Raw genomic sequence first — 16,456 nt, 5'->3', positions numbered from 1 at the left:
TTTGGAACGCCGGTCTGATTGGCCTGGAAGCGAGCAGGCGCGCGGCGAGGCATTCCCAGGGAAGCCTTACCGCGCGCAAGCGCGCTCCGACCGTGATGCCTTACGGCTGCACCACCGTGATGGTGGCCGGGTTGGTGCGGCCGACGCCACGCAGGTCCGGGCGGTACATGTCTTCCACCAGGGACGGCGGCACGGTGTAGGTGCCCGGGGTGACGGCGCGCACCAGGTAGAACACCTGCGCCTTGCTGCCCGAAGACAACGACAGCGCGGCCACGTAGCGGTCGTCGCGGAATTCTTCGTGCTTGACGTCGGCAGCGCTCGAACGTTCGCTGATGCCGATGCCGTCCACCACCACGTCGGCCCACTGCTTGGCATCGCCCAGGTTGAAGTTCTCGATCTCCAGGCCGGCCGGCAGCAGGTCGGTGAGCAAGGCGTCACGCATGCTGGTGTTGGCGGTGATGGTGACGCGCACGATCAGCGCCTCGCCTTCCTTGAGCGCACGCGGCGTCCACGGCTTGCCGTCGGTGGTGTACCAGGTGCGTTCCACACTGAGATGGCGGGTGTCCGCTTCCGGTGCGCTGCGCGGGATGCCGGCCACTTCCAGGCTGGCGTACATCGGCGCCTCGCCTTGCGGGACGAACTGCACGCCACGCGCCAGCGCGGCGCTGTCGAAGCTACGGCCAAACAGCCGTGCCGGCGCGATCTCCTGCGCCTCCCCACCCACCGTCAACGTGCCGGACACCGTCTTGCCCTGCGCCACCATCAGCGCCTTGCCCAGCCGCGCCAGCGCAACCTGCTCCTGCGTACTCAGCCACAGCGAACCACCACCGCGGCGCGCGTCCAGCGCCTGGCCCAGCGTCACCGCGCGCGTGTCGTACTCCGGCGAGGACAAGCCGCGCTCATGCAGCAACGCCATCATCAATGCATCGTCGCGGATCGCGCTGCCGTAGTCGCCGAAGTACGGCGGCCGGTCTGCACTGTTCTTGGCGAAGCCGGCCTTGATCGCTGCCTGGCCACGCTTGGTATCGCCCTGCAGCGACAGCGCCGCGCCCAGATGCACCAGCGACAACCCGGTCAGCGCCTTGTCGCGCTGGTTGTCGTACAGCGCGCGCAGCGTGCCCAGCGGTGCACGGTTCACGCGCGCCAGCACATAGCCGGACCATGCCTGGTTGGCGAACTTGAGGTTGTCGCGGCGGTCCTGGCCGTAGAACTCGTTACCGCCGGAGAGCAGATCCTCGCTGAGGCGATTGAGCGCCTTCTGCAGCACGTTGTCGGGCACCGCAAACCCGGCGTCCTTGGCATCGAGCAGGAACTCGGCGATGTACGGGGTCAGGCCCGGATTGACGTAACCATCGTCGCCCCACATCGAGAAATGCCCGCTGGCAATCTGCATCGAGGCCAGCCGACCGAACGCGCCTTCCATGCGCTCGCGGCGGGTGGCCGCATCCAGCCCCTTGGTGCCCAGCGCCCTGGCCGTGGCCTCGTCCAGCAGCAAGGCCGCATAGCCCTTGCTGGTGGTCTGCTCGGCGCAGCCGTACGGATAGTTCAACGCATCCTGCAGCGCACTGGCGAACGGAATCGGCGGCAGCGGGCTGACCAGCATGCGCGCGGTCACCGAGCCGGCCATCAGGCCCTCGGTCAGGCCCGCATCCATGCTCACCGGTGCCAATGGATCCAGCACACGCGTCTGCGTGCGCAGCACCTGCGGCCAGCCGGCACGCACCGGCAGGTCGTAGCTGCGGTCGGCCTTGAAGCCGTTGCCGTCCACACGCACGCGCACCTTGGCCACGCTATAGCCTTCGGTGGCGGTGAGCGGGAAGCTCAGCGTCTGCTTGCCATCGGTGGCCAGCTTGACGCTGCGCGCCGCCTCGGCAATGGCCAGTGGGCCGATGCCGTCCACGCGCACGTTGAACTCGCCCGGCCTGCCGGTGAAGTTCTGCACGTCCAGCGTCACCGTGCTGCGGTCGCCCGGCGCCATCACGCGCGGCATGCTGGCTTCGGCCAGGATCGGCGCACGTACGATGGTTTCCATGTCGCGGTTGCCGTAGCGCGTGTCCGAGTACACCAGTGCCGAGACACGCAGCGTGCCATTGAAATCCGGCACCGGCAGCTGCACGCGTGCATTGCCTTTGGCGTCGAGTTTCACCGAGCCGGAGAACAGGTCCACCGTCTGCACGCGTGCGGTCGGGCGCTTGGCCTGTGGCAGCGCTTCCAGGGCCATGTCGCCGCCGAACTTGAGCTTGCCGCTGGCGCCTTCGAAACTTTCGATCACCCGTCCGTAGATGTCGTAGGCATCGGTGCCCAGCCGGCGCTGCGCGAAGAACTGCGCGTTGGCATCGGGCACCGGGAAGCGGGTGATGTTGAGAATGCCCACGTCCACCGCCGAGATGGTGACGTGCGCGGCCTTGCCAGCCAGCTCCGGCACACTCACGGTCACCGGCAACGGTTGTTCGGGGCGCATCTGATTGGGTGCAGACAGACCCACCGCCACGCGCCGCGCCTTGCGGTCCATCGGCACGAACGCCACGCCCACCGCGCGTGCCGGAGTGATCTTGCTCGGCGCGCTGCCGCCGCGGAACACCAGCGCGGTCACGTACACGTCGTGCCGTTCCCAGGCCTCGGTGACCGGAATCTCGAAGGTGCTGCCCGGCTTGACGTCGATGTCCTGCACGTACAGCAGCTTGTCGCTTTCCACCAGCAACACACCCTTGCCGGCATGCGGCGGGGTTAGCGTGACCTTGAGCGTGTCGCCGGCGCGGTAGCCGGTCTTGTCCAGCGCCAGCTTGACCTTGTCCGGGCGCGCGTCCAGTCCGCGGTTTTCGTCATTCCAGCTCCAGCCGGCGCGGAACGGGTAGCGCGTGGTCAGGCCGGTGGCCGGGTCGAACACGTCCAGACGATACTCACCCCACTCCACCGGGAAATCGAGCTTGGCATTGCCGCTGCCGACGTCGATCGTGCGGGTGTCCTTGTTCTCGAAGCGGCGGGTGAAGTCGTAATCCCAATGGTCGTCGGTGTAGTTCCAGTGGTAGTCGCGCAGTTCGCGCACCAGTGTGGCCTTGAGCCCCTTGGCCGGCTGCGGCTTGCCCTCGGCATCCACGCGGGTGATCTCGAAGCGTGCGTTGCTGTTGGCATCGGCGCCGTCGGTGTCATCGAACAACGGGCGCACGCCGACCAGCGCCTTGGCTGGCCACAGCACGCGCTTGATGGTGCGGGTCACGGTGCGCCCGCCGGTCTCGTACACACTGCCCGACACCACTGCGGCAATGGTGCTGACCGGCTTGGCTTCGTCCGGCAGGGCGATGTCTTCGCGCAACACGCCATCGCCGCCGAACTCGGTGTCGATCACGTCCTTGGCTTCGCGCGGCAGCTCCAGCGTGGGGTCACCGAAGAACCAGCCCGGCAACGACTCCAGCGGATGCTGCTCCACGCTCACCGCCAGCTTGGCGGTGAAGCGGTTGCCATCGGCCGGCGCGCCGTACAGATACGCGGCATTGGCGATCAGGGTGAAGGGCTTGCCGGCGCTCAAGGTCTTTTGCGCGGCGTCCAGGTCCAGCTTCATGCGTTCGGGCAGGAACTCTTCCACGCGCACGGTCATGCCCTGCACGGCGTCCTTGCTGCCCGGGTCGGTGCGGAATTCCACCTGCCAGCGGCCGGTCGGCGCATCGGCGGGAATCTGCTGGGTAAATTCGAAATAGCCCTGCTCGCCCGGCTGCAGCTTGGTTTCGCGGAAGGTCTTGCCGTCGGGCTGCTTGAGACGCAGGAACACCGGCTGGCCGCCCTTGGTCGGCCCGCTCGTGGGCTTGCCATCGTTGTCGCGCAGGATCGCCGACACGCGCATGGTCTCGCCGGGGCGATACAGGTCGCGGCCGGCCCAGGCGAACACGTCGAACCAGGCGCCTTCGCGCCCGGCCACGGCAAATTCGCTCAGATCCAGCGCCGGCTGGTTGAACGGCAGCATCGAAATATCGGTCTTGCTGCGCGCCACCAGCACGTGGCTGGCGTCGAGTGTGTAGTTGAGCAACGCATTGCCGTTGGCGTCGGTGCTGCCCTTGAGGAACAGCTCGCCCTTGGCATCGAGGATGCGCAGTTCCACGTTCTTGGCCGGCTCACCGCTCTGCAGCGAGGCGGTGTGCACGAACAGCTTGTCCTTGTAGGCGCGCGTGTGCAGGCCGATGTCGCTGACGGTGAAAAAAGCGGTGTCGAATTCGTTTTCGAAGGTGCCGGCGCGCTTCATCACCGCGAAATACAGGCCCGGCTCCTGCAGCTCCTTGATGTCCTGGGTGGGCAGGTAGGTCAGCACGCGCTCGTTCTGCTTGCCGCCCAGGATGAAGCGGTTGACGTAGATCGGGTCGGCCAGTTTGGACAGCGGTGCGTTCTCGCTGTACTCGTTTTCCAGGTCCCAGCTACCGCGTCGGCCGCCGCGCTGGAACTGGTGGAAGAACGCCGGCAGCGACTTCTCGCGCACGCGCAAAAATTCCACGTCCACTTCCGGCACGTTCACCGACACCACGGGCAGGCCGCGGCTTTCGCGCGCCGGCAGCACGCTGCCCTGCGAGGCGAAGCCGGCCACCGGCTTCAACTCACCGGTGTAGACCTTCTGCTTGAGGGGCTTGCCCAGGCGGCTGCCATCGGCGGCGAGCAGGTTGGCGGCGATCAGGACGGTATAGTCCTTGGCCGCTTCCACGTACGGGTAGCGCAGCGTCTTGCCGTCGTCGGACAGCGACCAGCTGCTGTCGCCGTTGCCGACCTTTTCCTCGAAGCGCACCAGCGCATCGAAGTCCTGCGTGCCCACCAGCGGCCGCGAGAACTCCAGCGCCAGCGACAGGCCGTCGCTGGTCTGGTCGGGGTAGGCGCGCGCCAGGCCAAAGCCGGTGATGCCCTGCTTGTCGGCCTTGATCGCCTCGCCACTGGCAGTGGGCAACTGGCCGCTTTCGTTGCGCTTGCACGCCACGCTCCCCAGCGCCACCGTCAGCAACACCACCCACAGCAGCATCCGCCGCACGCCCGACGACGTCATCCCTGATTCCTGCCTGTCCATTCGCGCTACCCCATGACTGAGGCGGCAAGTATAGCGACATGCTTCACGCCGCCGATGTCCGATATGTGGCCGGTCGCGGACTTGCCGATGGGCGGTGAGCCTGCGCTGCGGTAGATGCGTGGCGATGGCAACGGCGCGTCCGACCCGCGGACGCAGTGGCTTTTTAGCCGCACGTTTTAGATGCAGTCAAAAGCCTGGTTGGTCGTGGGCGCGGTGCCCCCGCCGCTAGCGGGACACGCCGTGAGTCCGTCCATGCAGGCTCAGTAGCGGCATCCATGCCGCTACATGGTCCCGCAATCGGCGAGGACACCGCACCGGAGTGTGAGTCGGTTGCGTTGTTGAAAACATGCACACCGACACTCTCGACCGGATCGCCGCGTGGACAATCAGCTCCACAACGCAACGACATCAACGCCAGCGTCTACAAAGCAACCGGCTCACTGTCTAGCGCGGCGCTCTCGCCGATTGCGGGACCGTTGGCCGCATGGATGCCGCCATCGAGCCCCCAGGGACGGGTTCACGGCGTGTCCCGCGAGCGGTGGCGGCGCCGCGCAACCGGCCAACCAGCCTGTGGCTGCGTCCGATAAAGTGCGACCAACAAAACCACTGCGCTGACCGCCAGGCTGGCGTTCGCCACGACAGGTGGTGGCAGCGGCGCGCAGGAACCGAAGTGGACGCATGCGACATGCCGATTCGTAACGCGCCCGCGCCCGCCTGGCGGCTGCGCAGTCGCTTTGATCCCTGCTCTTAGAGCGGCTAACAAAATGTAGCGAGCAGTCGTCAGGTGGGTGCGGACGGCGCGGAGGAACCGGAGTGTACGGGGGTACATGCCGATTCCGAGCACCGGCCGCGCCCGCCTGGCGGCTGCGCAGTCGTTTTGATAGCTGCTCTTAGTGCGACTGCAACAACGTGCGCATGTACATATCGATCAACGCCGGCTTGTCCGCGCGCAGGCAAGCTTGCACGTTCGGCGTGCCGGTGCCTTCGCGCGTGTACCCCTGCGCATCGACTTCCAGATGCAATGGCGTGGTCGGGCATAGCTGCGGTTGCAGCAGCCAGGCCACCGGCACCACGTCGAACAACGTTGGCGTGGCGCTGGCCCAGGGCTGGTCGGTATTGCGCCACTGGTAGTACAGCTGGGTGAGTGCATCGGTCAGGCCATCGCCCTGTGCAAACAGGGCCACGCGCTCGGATTCTTCCAGCGTGATCTGGGTGGCGTCCAGCGGTAGCAGCACGATCGGCACGCCAGCGGCGAACACCCGTTGTGCGGCGGGTACATCGGCCAGCAGGTTGTACTCCGGCGCCGGTGCGCTGGCCGGGCGGTACGCTGACTTGCCGTAGCCCACCCGCACCGAGCCGCCCATCGCCACGATGCGCTTGAGCTTGGCAAACCCTGCCGGGTCGCGCTGCTGTGCACGTGCCGCATCGGTCATCGGCCCCAGCACCAGCAAGGTCAGCTCGCCGGGATGCAGGCGCGCCTGCTGCAGGATCATCGCCGCCGCATCCGGCAGCTTGCCTGGTAGCTGCCCCTTGGCCGCCCAACGCGCCTGGCTGAAGGGAATCGTGCTGGTGGTGCGCTCGCCCACCGCCAACGGAATCTCGCTGCGTCCGGCCAGCTGCAACAGCCGCTGCAGCAACTGCGCGCGCAGCGTGGTGTCGCCCCAGGCCGAGGCGATGCCCAGCACCTGCAGCTGCGGGCTGCGCAGCAGCAGGCCCAGCGCGAAGGCGTCGTCGATGTCATCGCCGATGTCGGTGGACACCACCACGCGCTCGGCCGCGGCGATGGCCGGCACTGTCTGCGCCTGCGCCGCCGCTGCCTGCACACCGCTGCACACCAGCATCCCGCACAGGCCCACCGCTATCAGCCACCTCGTTGCCCACCGCTGTCGCATCACCGCACTCCACCACGAAAAAAACCGCCGGCATGATAGCCGGCGGCCTGGATCGCTTACCTCACACCGGCCATCAGAAATTGGCGCGGAACTGTGCACCGACGATGCGTGGGTCGTTGATGAAACCGGTGAGGTTGTTGAAGTCGATCGCACCGGTGGCGCGGATCTGGTTGGTGCAGTTGCGGCAGAACACCGACAGCTCGTACGCACCGGCGCCCCAGTTGTAGCCGATCTTCGCGCCACCTTCGACCAACGGCTGGCCAACGAACTCACGCGAGTCGTACAGGAAGAAGTTCACTTCGCTGCGGTAGGACCAGTCGGTGTAGAAGAACAGCTCGCCGTCATCGCCCATCGGGATGCCGTAGCGCAGCGTGGCGTTGGCCATCCACTTCGATGCCTGCGGCAGCGCATTGCCATCGATGATCGCGTTGCCGGCGGCGTTGAGCGGGTCGGTTACGGTGCAGGTGCGGCACACGCCCACCGACAGGGTCGGGTCTTCGATGCGGGTCCAGTTGTAGGCACCGCCGGCGGTCACACGCAGGTTCTGGGTGATCAGCGCTTCGAAGTCGAATTCGGCACCGCGTGCCTTGGTCTTGTCGGCGTTGAGCAGGCGCACATCGTTGGAGGCGCCGCCCACTGCGGTGAGCTGCTGGTTCTTCACCCGGAAGTCGTAGACGTCGAAGCTGATGCGGGCGCGGTTGTCGAACAGGTCGGACTTGATGCCGATCTCGAACGAATCCACCGTCTCCGGCTCGGCCACGGTCAGCGGTGCGGTGCCCGAAGGCACACCAAAGCTGGCGCCGCGGAAACCGCGTGCGGCACGTGCATAGACGTTGACCGCATCGTTGATGGCGAAGGTCGCCGCCACATCGCCGGTGACCTTGGAGTTGTCGGTCTCGCCGCTGGAGGGTTCCACCAGCGTGACGCGGTCCAGCGCCAGCACGTCGAAGGTCTTCTTGTCGTAGGTGTAGCGGATGCCGGCGCGCAGGTTCAGGCGGTCGGTGGCGGCATAGTTCAACGAGCCGAACGCTGCCCACGAGGTATTGCGCTGACGGGTCAGCTGGTAGCTGGCCAAATCGCCGCCGCTGAAGGTGTTGTAGGTGTAGTTCTCGCCTTCCACATCGTCATGGAAGTAGTACAGGCCGGCCTGCCAGTTGAGCGGGCCCGCGTACTGCGATTCGGCACGCAGCTCCTGGCTGTACTGGTCCAGGCTCTTGATGCCGCCGGCGGTTTCCACCGGGAACGGGATCGGGCCGGGGCCGGACGGCGGCGCGAACACTGCGCCGAAGCCGCCGTCGATATCGCCGCGGCTGTAGTACTTGCCGATGCCTTCATAGGCGGTGATCGAGTGCAGCGCGATGTCGCCCAGGTCCCAGCTCAGATTGGCGCTGCCGCCGTAGGTCTGCAGTTCCTGGTTGTTGGCGCCATCGATGGAGGCACGCTCCGGGTCGAAGCCATCCACCAGCTGGTTGGTGCCGGGCTGGAAGATGTTGGCGCGAAACAGACGCGCGGTGCCGTCCAGGTGGCGGGCGTGCGCGTTGAACAGCGCACTGAACGTGTCGCTGCCCTGGTACAGCAGCTGCAGGCGCACGGCCGAGTCGGTATAGCCTTCCAGATCGCGGCCGTCGCGGTTTTCCACCCAGTCGTCGCGGCGTTGGCCCAGCGTGGACAGACGCGCCGCCCAATGCTCGCCCATGGCGATGCTCAGGCCGCTTTCCAGGGTCATGGTGCCGTAGGTGCCATAGGACAGGCTGGCGTAGCCGTCATTGGCGCCGATGGTCGGCTTGACCGAATTGAACTTGACCACGCCGGCCGGCGTGTTGCGGCCGAACAGCGTGCCCTGCGGGCCGCGCAGCACTTCCAGGCCTTCCAGATCAAAGATCGGGAAGCCCTTGAGGAAGGCGTTTTCCTGCACCACGTCGTCGTACACCAGCGACACCGGCTGAGAGGCGTAGGTATTGAAGTCGGTGTTGCCATAGCCGCGGATATACACGCGCGGGAACACACGGCCGTTGGAGGATTCGATATTCAGGCTCGGCGCCTTGCCGGCCAGCACGCGGATGTCCGAGCCGCTGGTGGAGATGGCATCCAGAAATTCCGGACGCAACACGCTGGCGGACACCGGCACGTCCTTGGAGTCTTCCGAGCGGCGCTCCACCGTGACCTTGACCGCGTCCAGACGCGCAATGCCGTCATCGCTGGGCGCCTGCTGGGCCGCGGCGTAGAACGGAAGAAGGGAAGCGACGGCAACGGCGAGCGCGCTGACCTGAAGCGACCGGCTGGCTGACATGGGAGGACTCCGGATTCTGGTGACGGGGCGGCCTGGCTTTCATGCCGCGTTGCAACAGAATTAACATGATTTACACAAATATGGCAGGACGCGTGCGAAAAAGTTTTCGGAATTCGAAAGTGCGTTCTAATTAATGCAACAGGGGCGTGCAATTTCCGCACTACAGCCCTCGTTGGCGGCAGCGGGACGACACAGCCGCCGCCGCCCCGGATCAGCGCAACGACGCGGATTTCCGGCCTGTTTTGCTGCGCCGATTACCCGATCCCGGCAGCATCAGCCGGCACCCGTACCCACCCTTCCATCAGCACGCGCGCACTGCGGCTCATCAATGCTTTGGTGACCTGCCACTGCCCACCCACCTGGGTGGCCTCGGCGCCCACGCGCAGGGTGCCGGAGGGGTGGCCGAAGCGCACCGCCGAGCGCGCCGCACCGCCGGCGGCCAGATTGACCAGGGTGCCCGGCACAGCGGCGGCGGTGCCGATCGCCACCGCGGCGGTCCCCATCATGGCGTGGTGCAATTTACCCATCGACATCGCGCGCACCAGCAGATCGACCTCGGCCGCATGCACCGGTTTGCCGCTGGAAGCGGTGTAGTCGGCCGGCGGCGCCACGAAAGCCACTTTTGGGGTGTGCTGGCGCGTGGCCGCATCCTCCACGCGTGCGATCAGGCCCATGCGCACCGCGCCGTGTGCGCGCAGGGTTTCGAACATGGTCAGCGCGCGCGGGTCGCCATTGATGGCGTCCTGTAGCTCGGTGCCGGTGTAGCCCAGGTCGCGCGCGTTGACGAAGATGGTGGGAATGCCGGCGTTGATCAGGGTGGCGTCGATGGTGCCCAGGCCGGGGACCTCCAGCGCATCGATCAGGTTGCCGGTCGGAAACATCGCCCCGCCCTCGCCTTCGGCAGCATCGGCCGGGTCCAGGAATTCCAGTTGCACTTCGGCCGCCGGAAAGGTCACGCCATCCAGCTCGAAGTCGCCGGTTTCCTGCACCTGGCCTGCGCGCATCGGTACGTGCGCCACGATGGTCTTGCCGATGTTGGCCTGCCAGATCCGCACCGTGGCCACGCCATCGCTCGGCACGCGTGCCGCATCGACCAGGCCATTGGCAAGCGCGAACGGCCCCACCGCCGCCGACAGATTGCCGCAGTTGCCGCTCCAGTCCACGAAGGCACTGTCGATGGACACCTGCCCGAACAGATAGTCCACGTCGTGCGCCGGCCGCGTGCTGGTGGAGACAATCACGCTCTTGCTGGTGCTCGACGTCGCCCCGCCCATGCCATCGATCTGCTTGCCATACGGATCCGGGCTACCGATCACCCGCAGCAACAACGCATCGCGCGTCGGCCCCGGCTGTTGTGCGGCAGGCGGCAGATCCTGCAGGCGGAAGAACACGCCCTTGCTGGTGCCGCCGCGCAGGTAGGTGGCGGGGATGCGGAGTTGGGGCAAATGGGTCATGTCGGCTCGGTGAGGTCGAATTGAGTTGTGTGCATGGACACGTCCGGTGCAGCAGCGCCGCGTGCTCGGCTTGGCGGGGCTGCGTGCCAGGCGTTACGGATGTGCGCTCATCCACGCAGGAATATCGCGTTGCATGTGCAGGACACGCCAGATGACGATGTCGGTTGCGCGCTCGTTGTAGAACAGCAGATAGGGAAACCGCTTGAGCGGCCAGACACGAATCTGCGGCAGCTTCAGCACCACCGCGTGGCGGCTAGAACCGGCCGCCGGATTGCGCATGAGCGTGGTCACCGCCGACTCCAGTGCTTTGGTAAAGGCCAATTCCAGCGCAAGCCCGCCCTCGGCGCCGTACCAGGCGGCTGCCTCGTCGACATCGCGCAGCGCCAAGGGGCGCCAGCGCGCCGGCTTCATTTTCCGGCAGCGCGCTGACGCGCACGCGCGCGCATGCTGTCAAAGAAGTCGGCCTCCATCGCAACAGCAGGCCCGGACTCTGCGCCGTCCAGCAACAGCGCGCGCAGGCTTTGCGCATCACGCTGCATACGGATCAGCTCGCGCAGATATTCGCTGCTCGAGCCGTAAGCATGTTCCAGGACCTGCTGGTCGACAAATTCCTTGAGCTCGTCCGGGAGCGAGATGTTCATGGTGGCCATGCAGCGACCCGATGGCAAAGATTGCCAAAGTGTGCCTCCCGGCAGCGGCATCGGCAAGCCGCTGGGCGAGACGTACTGGCGCATATTCAGGCAGCCTTGGTTGCTTCCAGAAAATCCTGTGCAAACCGCTGCAGCACGCCGCCCGCCTCGTAGATCGACACTTCTTCTGCGGTATCCAGGCGGCAGGTCACCGGCACCTGCAGCTGCTCGCCGTCGCGTCGATGCACCGACAGCGTCAGCGTTGCGCCCGGGGTGCGTTCGCCGACCACATCGAACGTCTCGCTGCCATCGATACCCAGCATCTTGCGGTCGGTCCCCGGCTTGAACTCCAGCGGCAACACGCCCATGCCGATCAGGTTGGTACGGTGAATCCGCTCGAAGCCTTCGGCCACGATCGCCTCCACACCGGCCAGCCGCACGCCCTTGGCCGCCCAATCGCGCGACGAGCCTTGCCCGTAATCGGCACCGGCAATGATGATCAGCGGCTGCTTGCGCTGCATGTAGGTTTCGATCGCCTCCCACATGCGCAGCACCTGCCCTTCCGGCTCCAGCCGCGCCAGCGAACCGGCCGTGACCTGGCCATCGACCACTGCCATTTCGTTCACCAGCTTGGGGTTGGCAAAGGTCGCCCGCTGCGCGGTGAGATGGTCGCCGCGGTGGGTGGCGTAGGAATTGAAGTCTTCTTCCGGCACGCCCATCTGGGTGAGGTATTCACCGGCCGCACTGCTGGCAAGAATCGCATTGGACGGCGACAGATGATCGGTGGTGATGTTGTCGCCCAACACCGCCAGCGGGCGCATGCCCTGCAAGGTGCGCGCACCTGCCAGCGCGCCCTCCCAATACGGCGGGCGGCGGATGTAGGTACTCTGCGCGCGCCAGTCGTACAACGGGCTGACGCGTGCACCCTGCAGGCCACTGCGCCTGAACATCGGCTCGTACACGCTGCGGAAATGCTCCGGCTTCACGCTGCGCGCGACCACCGCATCGATCTCCGCATCGCTGGGCCACAGGTCCTTGAGCGTGACCGGCACACCCTCGGCATCCACGCCCAGGACATCCTTCTCGATATCGAAGCGCACCGTGCCGGCGATGGCATAGGCAATCACCAACGGCGGCGATGCGAGAAAAGCCTGCTTCGCGTACGGGTGGATCCGTCCATCGAAATTGCGGTTGCCCGACAACACCGCGGTGGCATACAGGTCGCGCTCGATGATTTCCTGCTGGATCACCGGGTCCAGCGCGCCGCTCATGCCGTTGCAGGTGGTGCAAGCGAACGCCACGATGCCGAAGCCCAGCTGCTCCAGCTCGCCAAGCAAGCCGGCCTCTTCCAGGTACAGCTGCACCGCCTTGGAGCCAGGTGCCAGCGAACTTTTCACCCATGGTTTGCGCGTAAGACCGCGCGCATTCGCATTGCGCGCCAGCAAGCCAGCGGCGATGACGTTGCGCGGATTGGAGGTATTGGTGCACGAGGTAATCGCCGCGATGATGACCGCACCATCGGGCATCTGCCCGGGCACCTGCTCCCACGCAGCGGCAATGCCACGGCTGGCCAGCTCGCTGGTCGCCACACGCTTGTGCGGGTTCGACGGGCCGGCCATGTTGCGCACCACGCTGGACAGATCGAACTGCAGCATGCGCTCGTACTGCGCGGTGACCAGATCGTCGGCCCACAAGCCGGTCTGGCGGGCATATGTTTCCACCAGCGCAATCTGCGTGTCTTCGCGCCCGGTCAGGCGCAGGTAGTCCAGCGTCTGCTGGTCGATGTAGAACATCGCCGCGGTGGCGCCGAACTCCGGCGTCATGTTGGAAATGGTGGCGCGGTCGCCGATGGTCAGCGCACTGGCACCCGCACCGTAGAACTCCAGGTACGCGCCCACCACGCGCTGCTGGCGCAGGAATTCGGTGAGCGCCAGCACGATATCGGTGGCGGTGATACCCGGCGCCGGCCGCCCCAGCAACTCCACGCCAATGATGTCCGGCAGCCGCATCCACGAAGCGCGGCCGAGCATCACGTTCTCCGCTTCCAGGCCACCAACGCCTACGGCAATCACGCCCAACGCATCCACGTGCGGGGTGTGGCTGTCGGTGCCCACGCAGGTATCTGGAAACGCCACGCCGTCCTGCACGTAGATCACCGGCGACATTTTTTCCAGATTGATCTGATGCATGATCCCGTTGCCCGGCGGGATCACTTCCACATTCTCGAATGCCCGCTTGGTCCATTCGATGAAGTGAAACCGGTCTGCGTTGCGGCGGTCTTCCACGCCACGATTCTTGGCAAAGGCCTGCTTGTCGAAGCCGGCATATTCCACCGCCAGCGAGTGATCCACGATCAACTGCACCGGCACCACCGGATTGACCTGCGCCGGGTCACCACCCTGCTCGGCAATGGCATCACGCAAACCGGCTAGATCCACCAATGCGGTCTGCCCAAGGATGTCGTGACACACCACGCGCGCCGGGAACCACGGGAAATCCAGGTCGCGCTTGCGCTCGATCAACTGCCGCAGATAAGCGTCCACGTGTTGCGGATCGGCGCGGCGCACCAGGTTTTCGGCATGCACACGCGCGGTGTACGGCAGCGTGGCATACGCACCGGGCTGCAACGCATCCACAGCGGCGCGGGCATCGAAATAGTCCAACGAGGTGCCCGGCAAGGGCTTGCGGTACGAGTTGTTCATGGCTGGCGACATCACGAAGCGGGCGGGGGCTTTGGAGCGGGAATCGGGAATCGGGAATCGGGAATCGGGAATCGGGAATCGGGAATCGGGTAGAGGCTGCAGGGCTGTGCGGTGTTTGCAAGTACACAGTTGCGCTGTTTTCCGGCGATCTGCTCAAGAGGCAGGCAACCGGTCAACAGCGCAACCTGCAGCGCCTGCTCAGGCGCGCTGATCCAGCGGCACAAACGCCTGGTCTTCCGGCCCGGTGTAGTTGGCCGAGGGGCGGATGATCTTGCCATCCACGCGCTGCTCGATGATGTGCGCGCTCCAACCGGCCGTGCGTGCCAGCACGAACAGCGGTGTAAACATCGCCGTCGGCACGCCCATCATGTGGTAGCTCACCGCACTGAACCAATCCAGGTTCGGGAACATCTTCTTGATGTCCCACATCACCGTTTCCAGGCGCTCGGCGATGTCGTACATCTTGCGGCTGCCCTGCTCGTCCGACAGTTCGCGGGCCACGTCCTTGATCACCTTGTTGCGCGGGTCGGACACCGTGTACACCGGGTGGCCGAAGCCGATCACCACTTCCTTGCGCTCCACCCGTGCCTTGATGTCGGCCTCGGCCTCATCCGGCGTGTCGTAGCGCTTCTGCACTTCGAATGCCACTTCGTTGGCGCCACCGTGCTTGGGGCCACGCAGCGCGCCGATGCCGCCGGCAATGGCGCTGTACATGTCGCTGCCGGTGCCGGCGATAACGCGGCTCGCGAATGTCGACGCGTTGAACTCATGCTCGGCATACAGGATCAGGCTGGTGTGCATCGCGCGCACCCACGATTCTTTCGGCGCAAATCCATGCAACAGGTGCAGGAAATGCCCACCGATCGAATCGTCGTCGGTCTCTACCTCAATGCGCTTGCCGTTGTGGCTGTAGTGATACCAGTACAGCAGCATCGAGCCCAGGCTGGCCATCAGCTTGTCGGCGATATCGCGCGCACCTGGATGGTTGTGGTCGTCCTTTTCCGGCTGCAGGCAGCCGAGCACGGAAACGCCGGTGCGCATCACATCCATCGGGTGCGCCGAGGGCGGCAGCTGTTCCAGCGCAGTTTTCACCGCCGCCGGCACGCCGCGCAACGAGCGCAGCTTGGCCTTGTAACCACGCAGTTCACCACTGTTGGGGAGCTTGCCGTGCACCAGCAGATACGCGATCTCTTCGAATTCGCTGCTGGTGGCCAGGTCCAGAATGTCGTAACCACGGTAGTGCAGATCGTTGCCGCTGCGCCCCACGGTGCACAGCGCGGTATTGCCGGCGGCGGTGCCGGACAGGGCAACCGATTTCTTCGGCTTGAAACCAGGAATGACGGTGTCGTTCATGCGTGGACCTCTTCAGATATGGCGTGTCGCGAAATGACTAACGGGATGGCACCGGCGACGTGCTGCGCAGCGCGATCATGCGCCCTTGCGCGCGAACAAGGCATCCAGTCGCTGTTCGTAATCGTGATAGCCGATGCGCTCGTACAACTCTTCGCGCGTCTGCATGCTTTCCAGCACGGCGTTCTGATGCCCATCGCGGCGGATTGCGGTGTACACCGCTTCGGCGGCCTTGTTGGCAGCGCGGAAGGCAGACAGCGGGAACAACTGGATCGCCACGCCGGCCTGCGCAAGTTGGTCGCGGGTGAACAACGGCGTCTTGCCGAATTCGGTGATGTTGGCCAGCACAGGCACGCGCACCGCATCAACGAAGCGCTGGTAGGTCTCCAGGTCATAGGCGGCCTCGGCGAAGATACCGTCCGCGCCCGCCTCCACGCAGGCAATGGCGCGTTCGATCGCCGCATCCACGCCTTCCATCTGGATCGCGTCGGTTCGCGCAATCAGGAAGAACGCCGGATCGGTCTTGGCATCGGCCGCTGCCTTGACCCGATCCACCATCTCGCCCTGGCTGACGATCTCCTTGCCCGGGCGATGGCCGCAGCGCTTGGCGCCGACCTGATCTTCGATATGGCAGCCGGCCGCGCCCGCCTTGATCAGCGACTTGATGGTGCGTTCGATATTGAACGCGCTCGGCCCAAAGCCGGTGTCCACATCCACCAGTAGCGGAAGTTCGCAGACATCGGTGATGCGGCGCACATCGATCAGCACGTCTTCCAGGGTGTTGATGCCCAGATCCGGCAAGCCCAGCGACCCGGCCGCCACCCCGCCGCCGGAAAGATAGATGGCTTGATAGCCGGCGCGTTGCGCCAGCAACGCGTGGTTGGCGTTGATGGCGCCGATCACCTGCAGCGGCGATTCGGCGGCCAGGGCTGCACGGAACCGGGCGCCAGCGGAAGACAGGGGCAAGGACGTCATGGCGATTCCTGAAATGGGATGACTGCAGTAGCGCAAGGGGCGTGCCAACCGTAAGCCATTGATGTGATTGACCGTGCCCGCTCGCAGCGTTGCATCAATGAAACAGTCGGAGCACTATGCAACATC

General features: G+C 65.6%; 9 protein-coding genes and 1 other RNA gene. All 10 read right to left on the bottom strand.

Annotation, left to right across the window (positions count from 1 at the left end; all coding sequences use genetic code 11):
* Window positions 1-100: 100 nt before the first annotated feature.
* The 10 genes from XCC_RS05375 to prpB all read right to left on the bottom strand — a co-directional run bounded on the left by XCC_RS05375 (window position 101) and on the right by prpB (window position 16,330).
* Window positions 101-5,017 carry an alpha-2-macroglobulin family protein gene (locus XCC_RS05375; RefSeq protein WP_029629025.1) on the bottom strand — a complete coding sequence of 1,639 codons (4,917 nt, stop codon included), beginning with the start codon at window positions 5,015-5,017 and terminating at the stop codon, window positions 101-103.
* A gap of 775 nt (window positions 5,018-5,792) precedes the next feature.
* Window positions 5,793-5,867: non-coding RNA, sX9 sRNA (locus XCC_RS05370), on the bottom strand.
* Between the two features lie 61 nt (window positions 5,868-5,928).
* Window positions 5,929-6,879, bottom strand: a complete 951-nt coding sequence (locus XCC_RS05365) for a nucleoside hydrolase (protein ID WP_011036238.1) — start codon at window positions 6,877-6,879, stop codon at window positions 5,929-5,931.
* Window positions 6,880-7,003: 124 nt separating this feature from the next.
* Complete coding sequence (locus tag XCC_RS05360) at window positions 7,004-9,220, bottom strand: TonB-dependent receptor (protein ID WP_011036237.1); 2,217 nt, start codon at window positions 9,218-9,220, stop codon at window positions 7,004-7,006.
* A gap of 254 nt (window positions 9,221-9,474) precedes the next feature.
* On the bottom strand, window positions 9,475-10,674 hold the full coding sequence (gene prpF / locus XCC_RS05355; RefSeq protein WP_011036236.1) for a 2-methylaconitate cis-trans isomerase PrpF: 1,200 nt from the start codon (window positions 10,672-10,674) through the stop codon (window positions 9,475-9,477).
* Window positions 10,675-10,767: 93 nt separating this feature from the next.
* Complete coding sequence (locus XCC_RS05350; protein WP_011036235.1) at window positions 10,768-11,085, bottom strand: type II toxin-antitoxin system RelE/ParE family toxin; 318 nt, start codon at window positions 11,083-11,085, stop codon at window positions 10,768-10,770.
* Complete coding sequence (locus XCC_RS05345; RefSeq protein ID WP_043877819.1) at window positions 11,082-11,324, bottom strand: type II toxin-antitoxin system ParD family antitoxin; 243 nt, start codon at window positions 11,322-11,324, stop codon at window positions 11,082-11,084. Before XCC_RS05345 ends, XCC_RS05350 begins: the two co-directional genes overlap by 4 nt.
* A gap of 86 nt (window positions 11,325-11,410) precedes the next feature.
* On the bottom strand, window positions 11,411-14,005 hold the full coding sequence (gene acnD / locus XCC_RS05340) for a Fe/S-dependent 2-methylisocitrate dehydratase AcnD (RefSeq protein ID WP_011036233.1): 2,595 nt from the start codon (window positions 14,003-14,005) through the stop codon (window positions 11,411-11,413).
* Between the two features lie 198 nt (window positions 14,006-14,203).
* Window positions 14,204-15,358, bottom strand: a complete 1,155-nt coding sequence (gene prpC / locus XCC_RS05335) for a bifunctional 2-methylcitrate synthase/citrate synthase (RefSeq protein ID WP_011036232.1) — start codon at window positions 15,356-15,358, stop codon at window positions 14,204-14,206.
* A gap of 75 nt (window positions 15,359-15,433) precedes the next feature.
* Window positions 15,434-16,330, bottom strand: coding sequence for a methylisocitrate lyase (gene prpB / locus XCC_RS05330; protein ID WP_011036231.1), 897 nt, complete (start codon window positions 16,328-16,330; stop codon window positions 15,434-15,436).
* Window positions 16,331-16,456 lie beyond the last annotated feature (126 nt).

It is taken from the genome of Xanthomonas campestris pv. campestris str. ATCC 33913, assembly GCF_000007145.1.
Classification (GTDB): domain Bacteria; phylum Pseudomonadota; class Gammaproteobacteria; order Xanthomonadales; family Xanthomonadaceae; genus Xanthomonas; species Xanthomonas campestris.
This window is presented reverse-complemented; position numbering and strand designations above follow the sequence as displayed.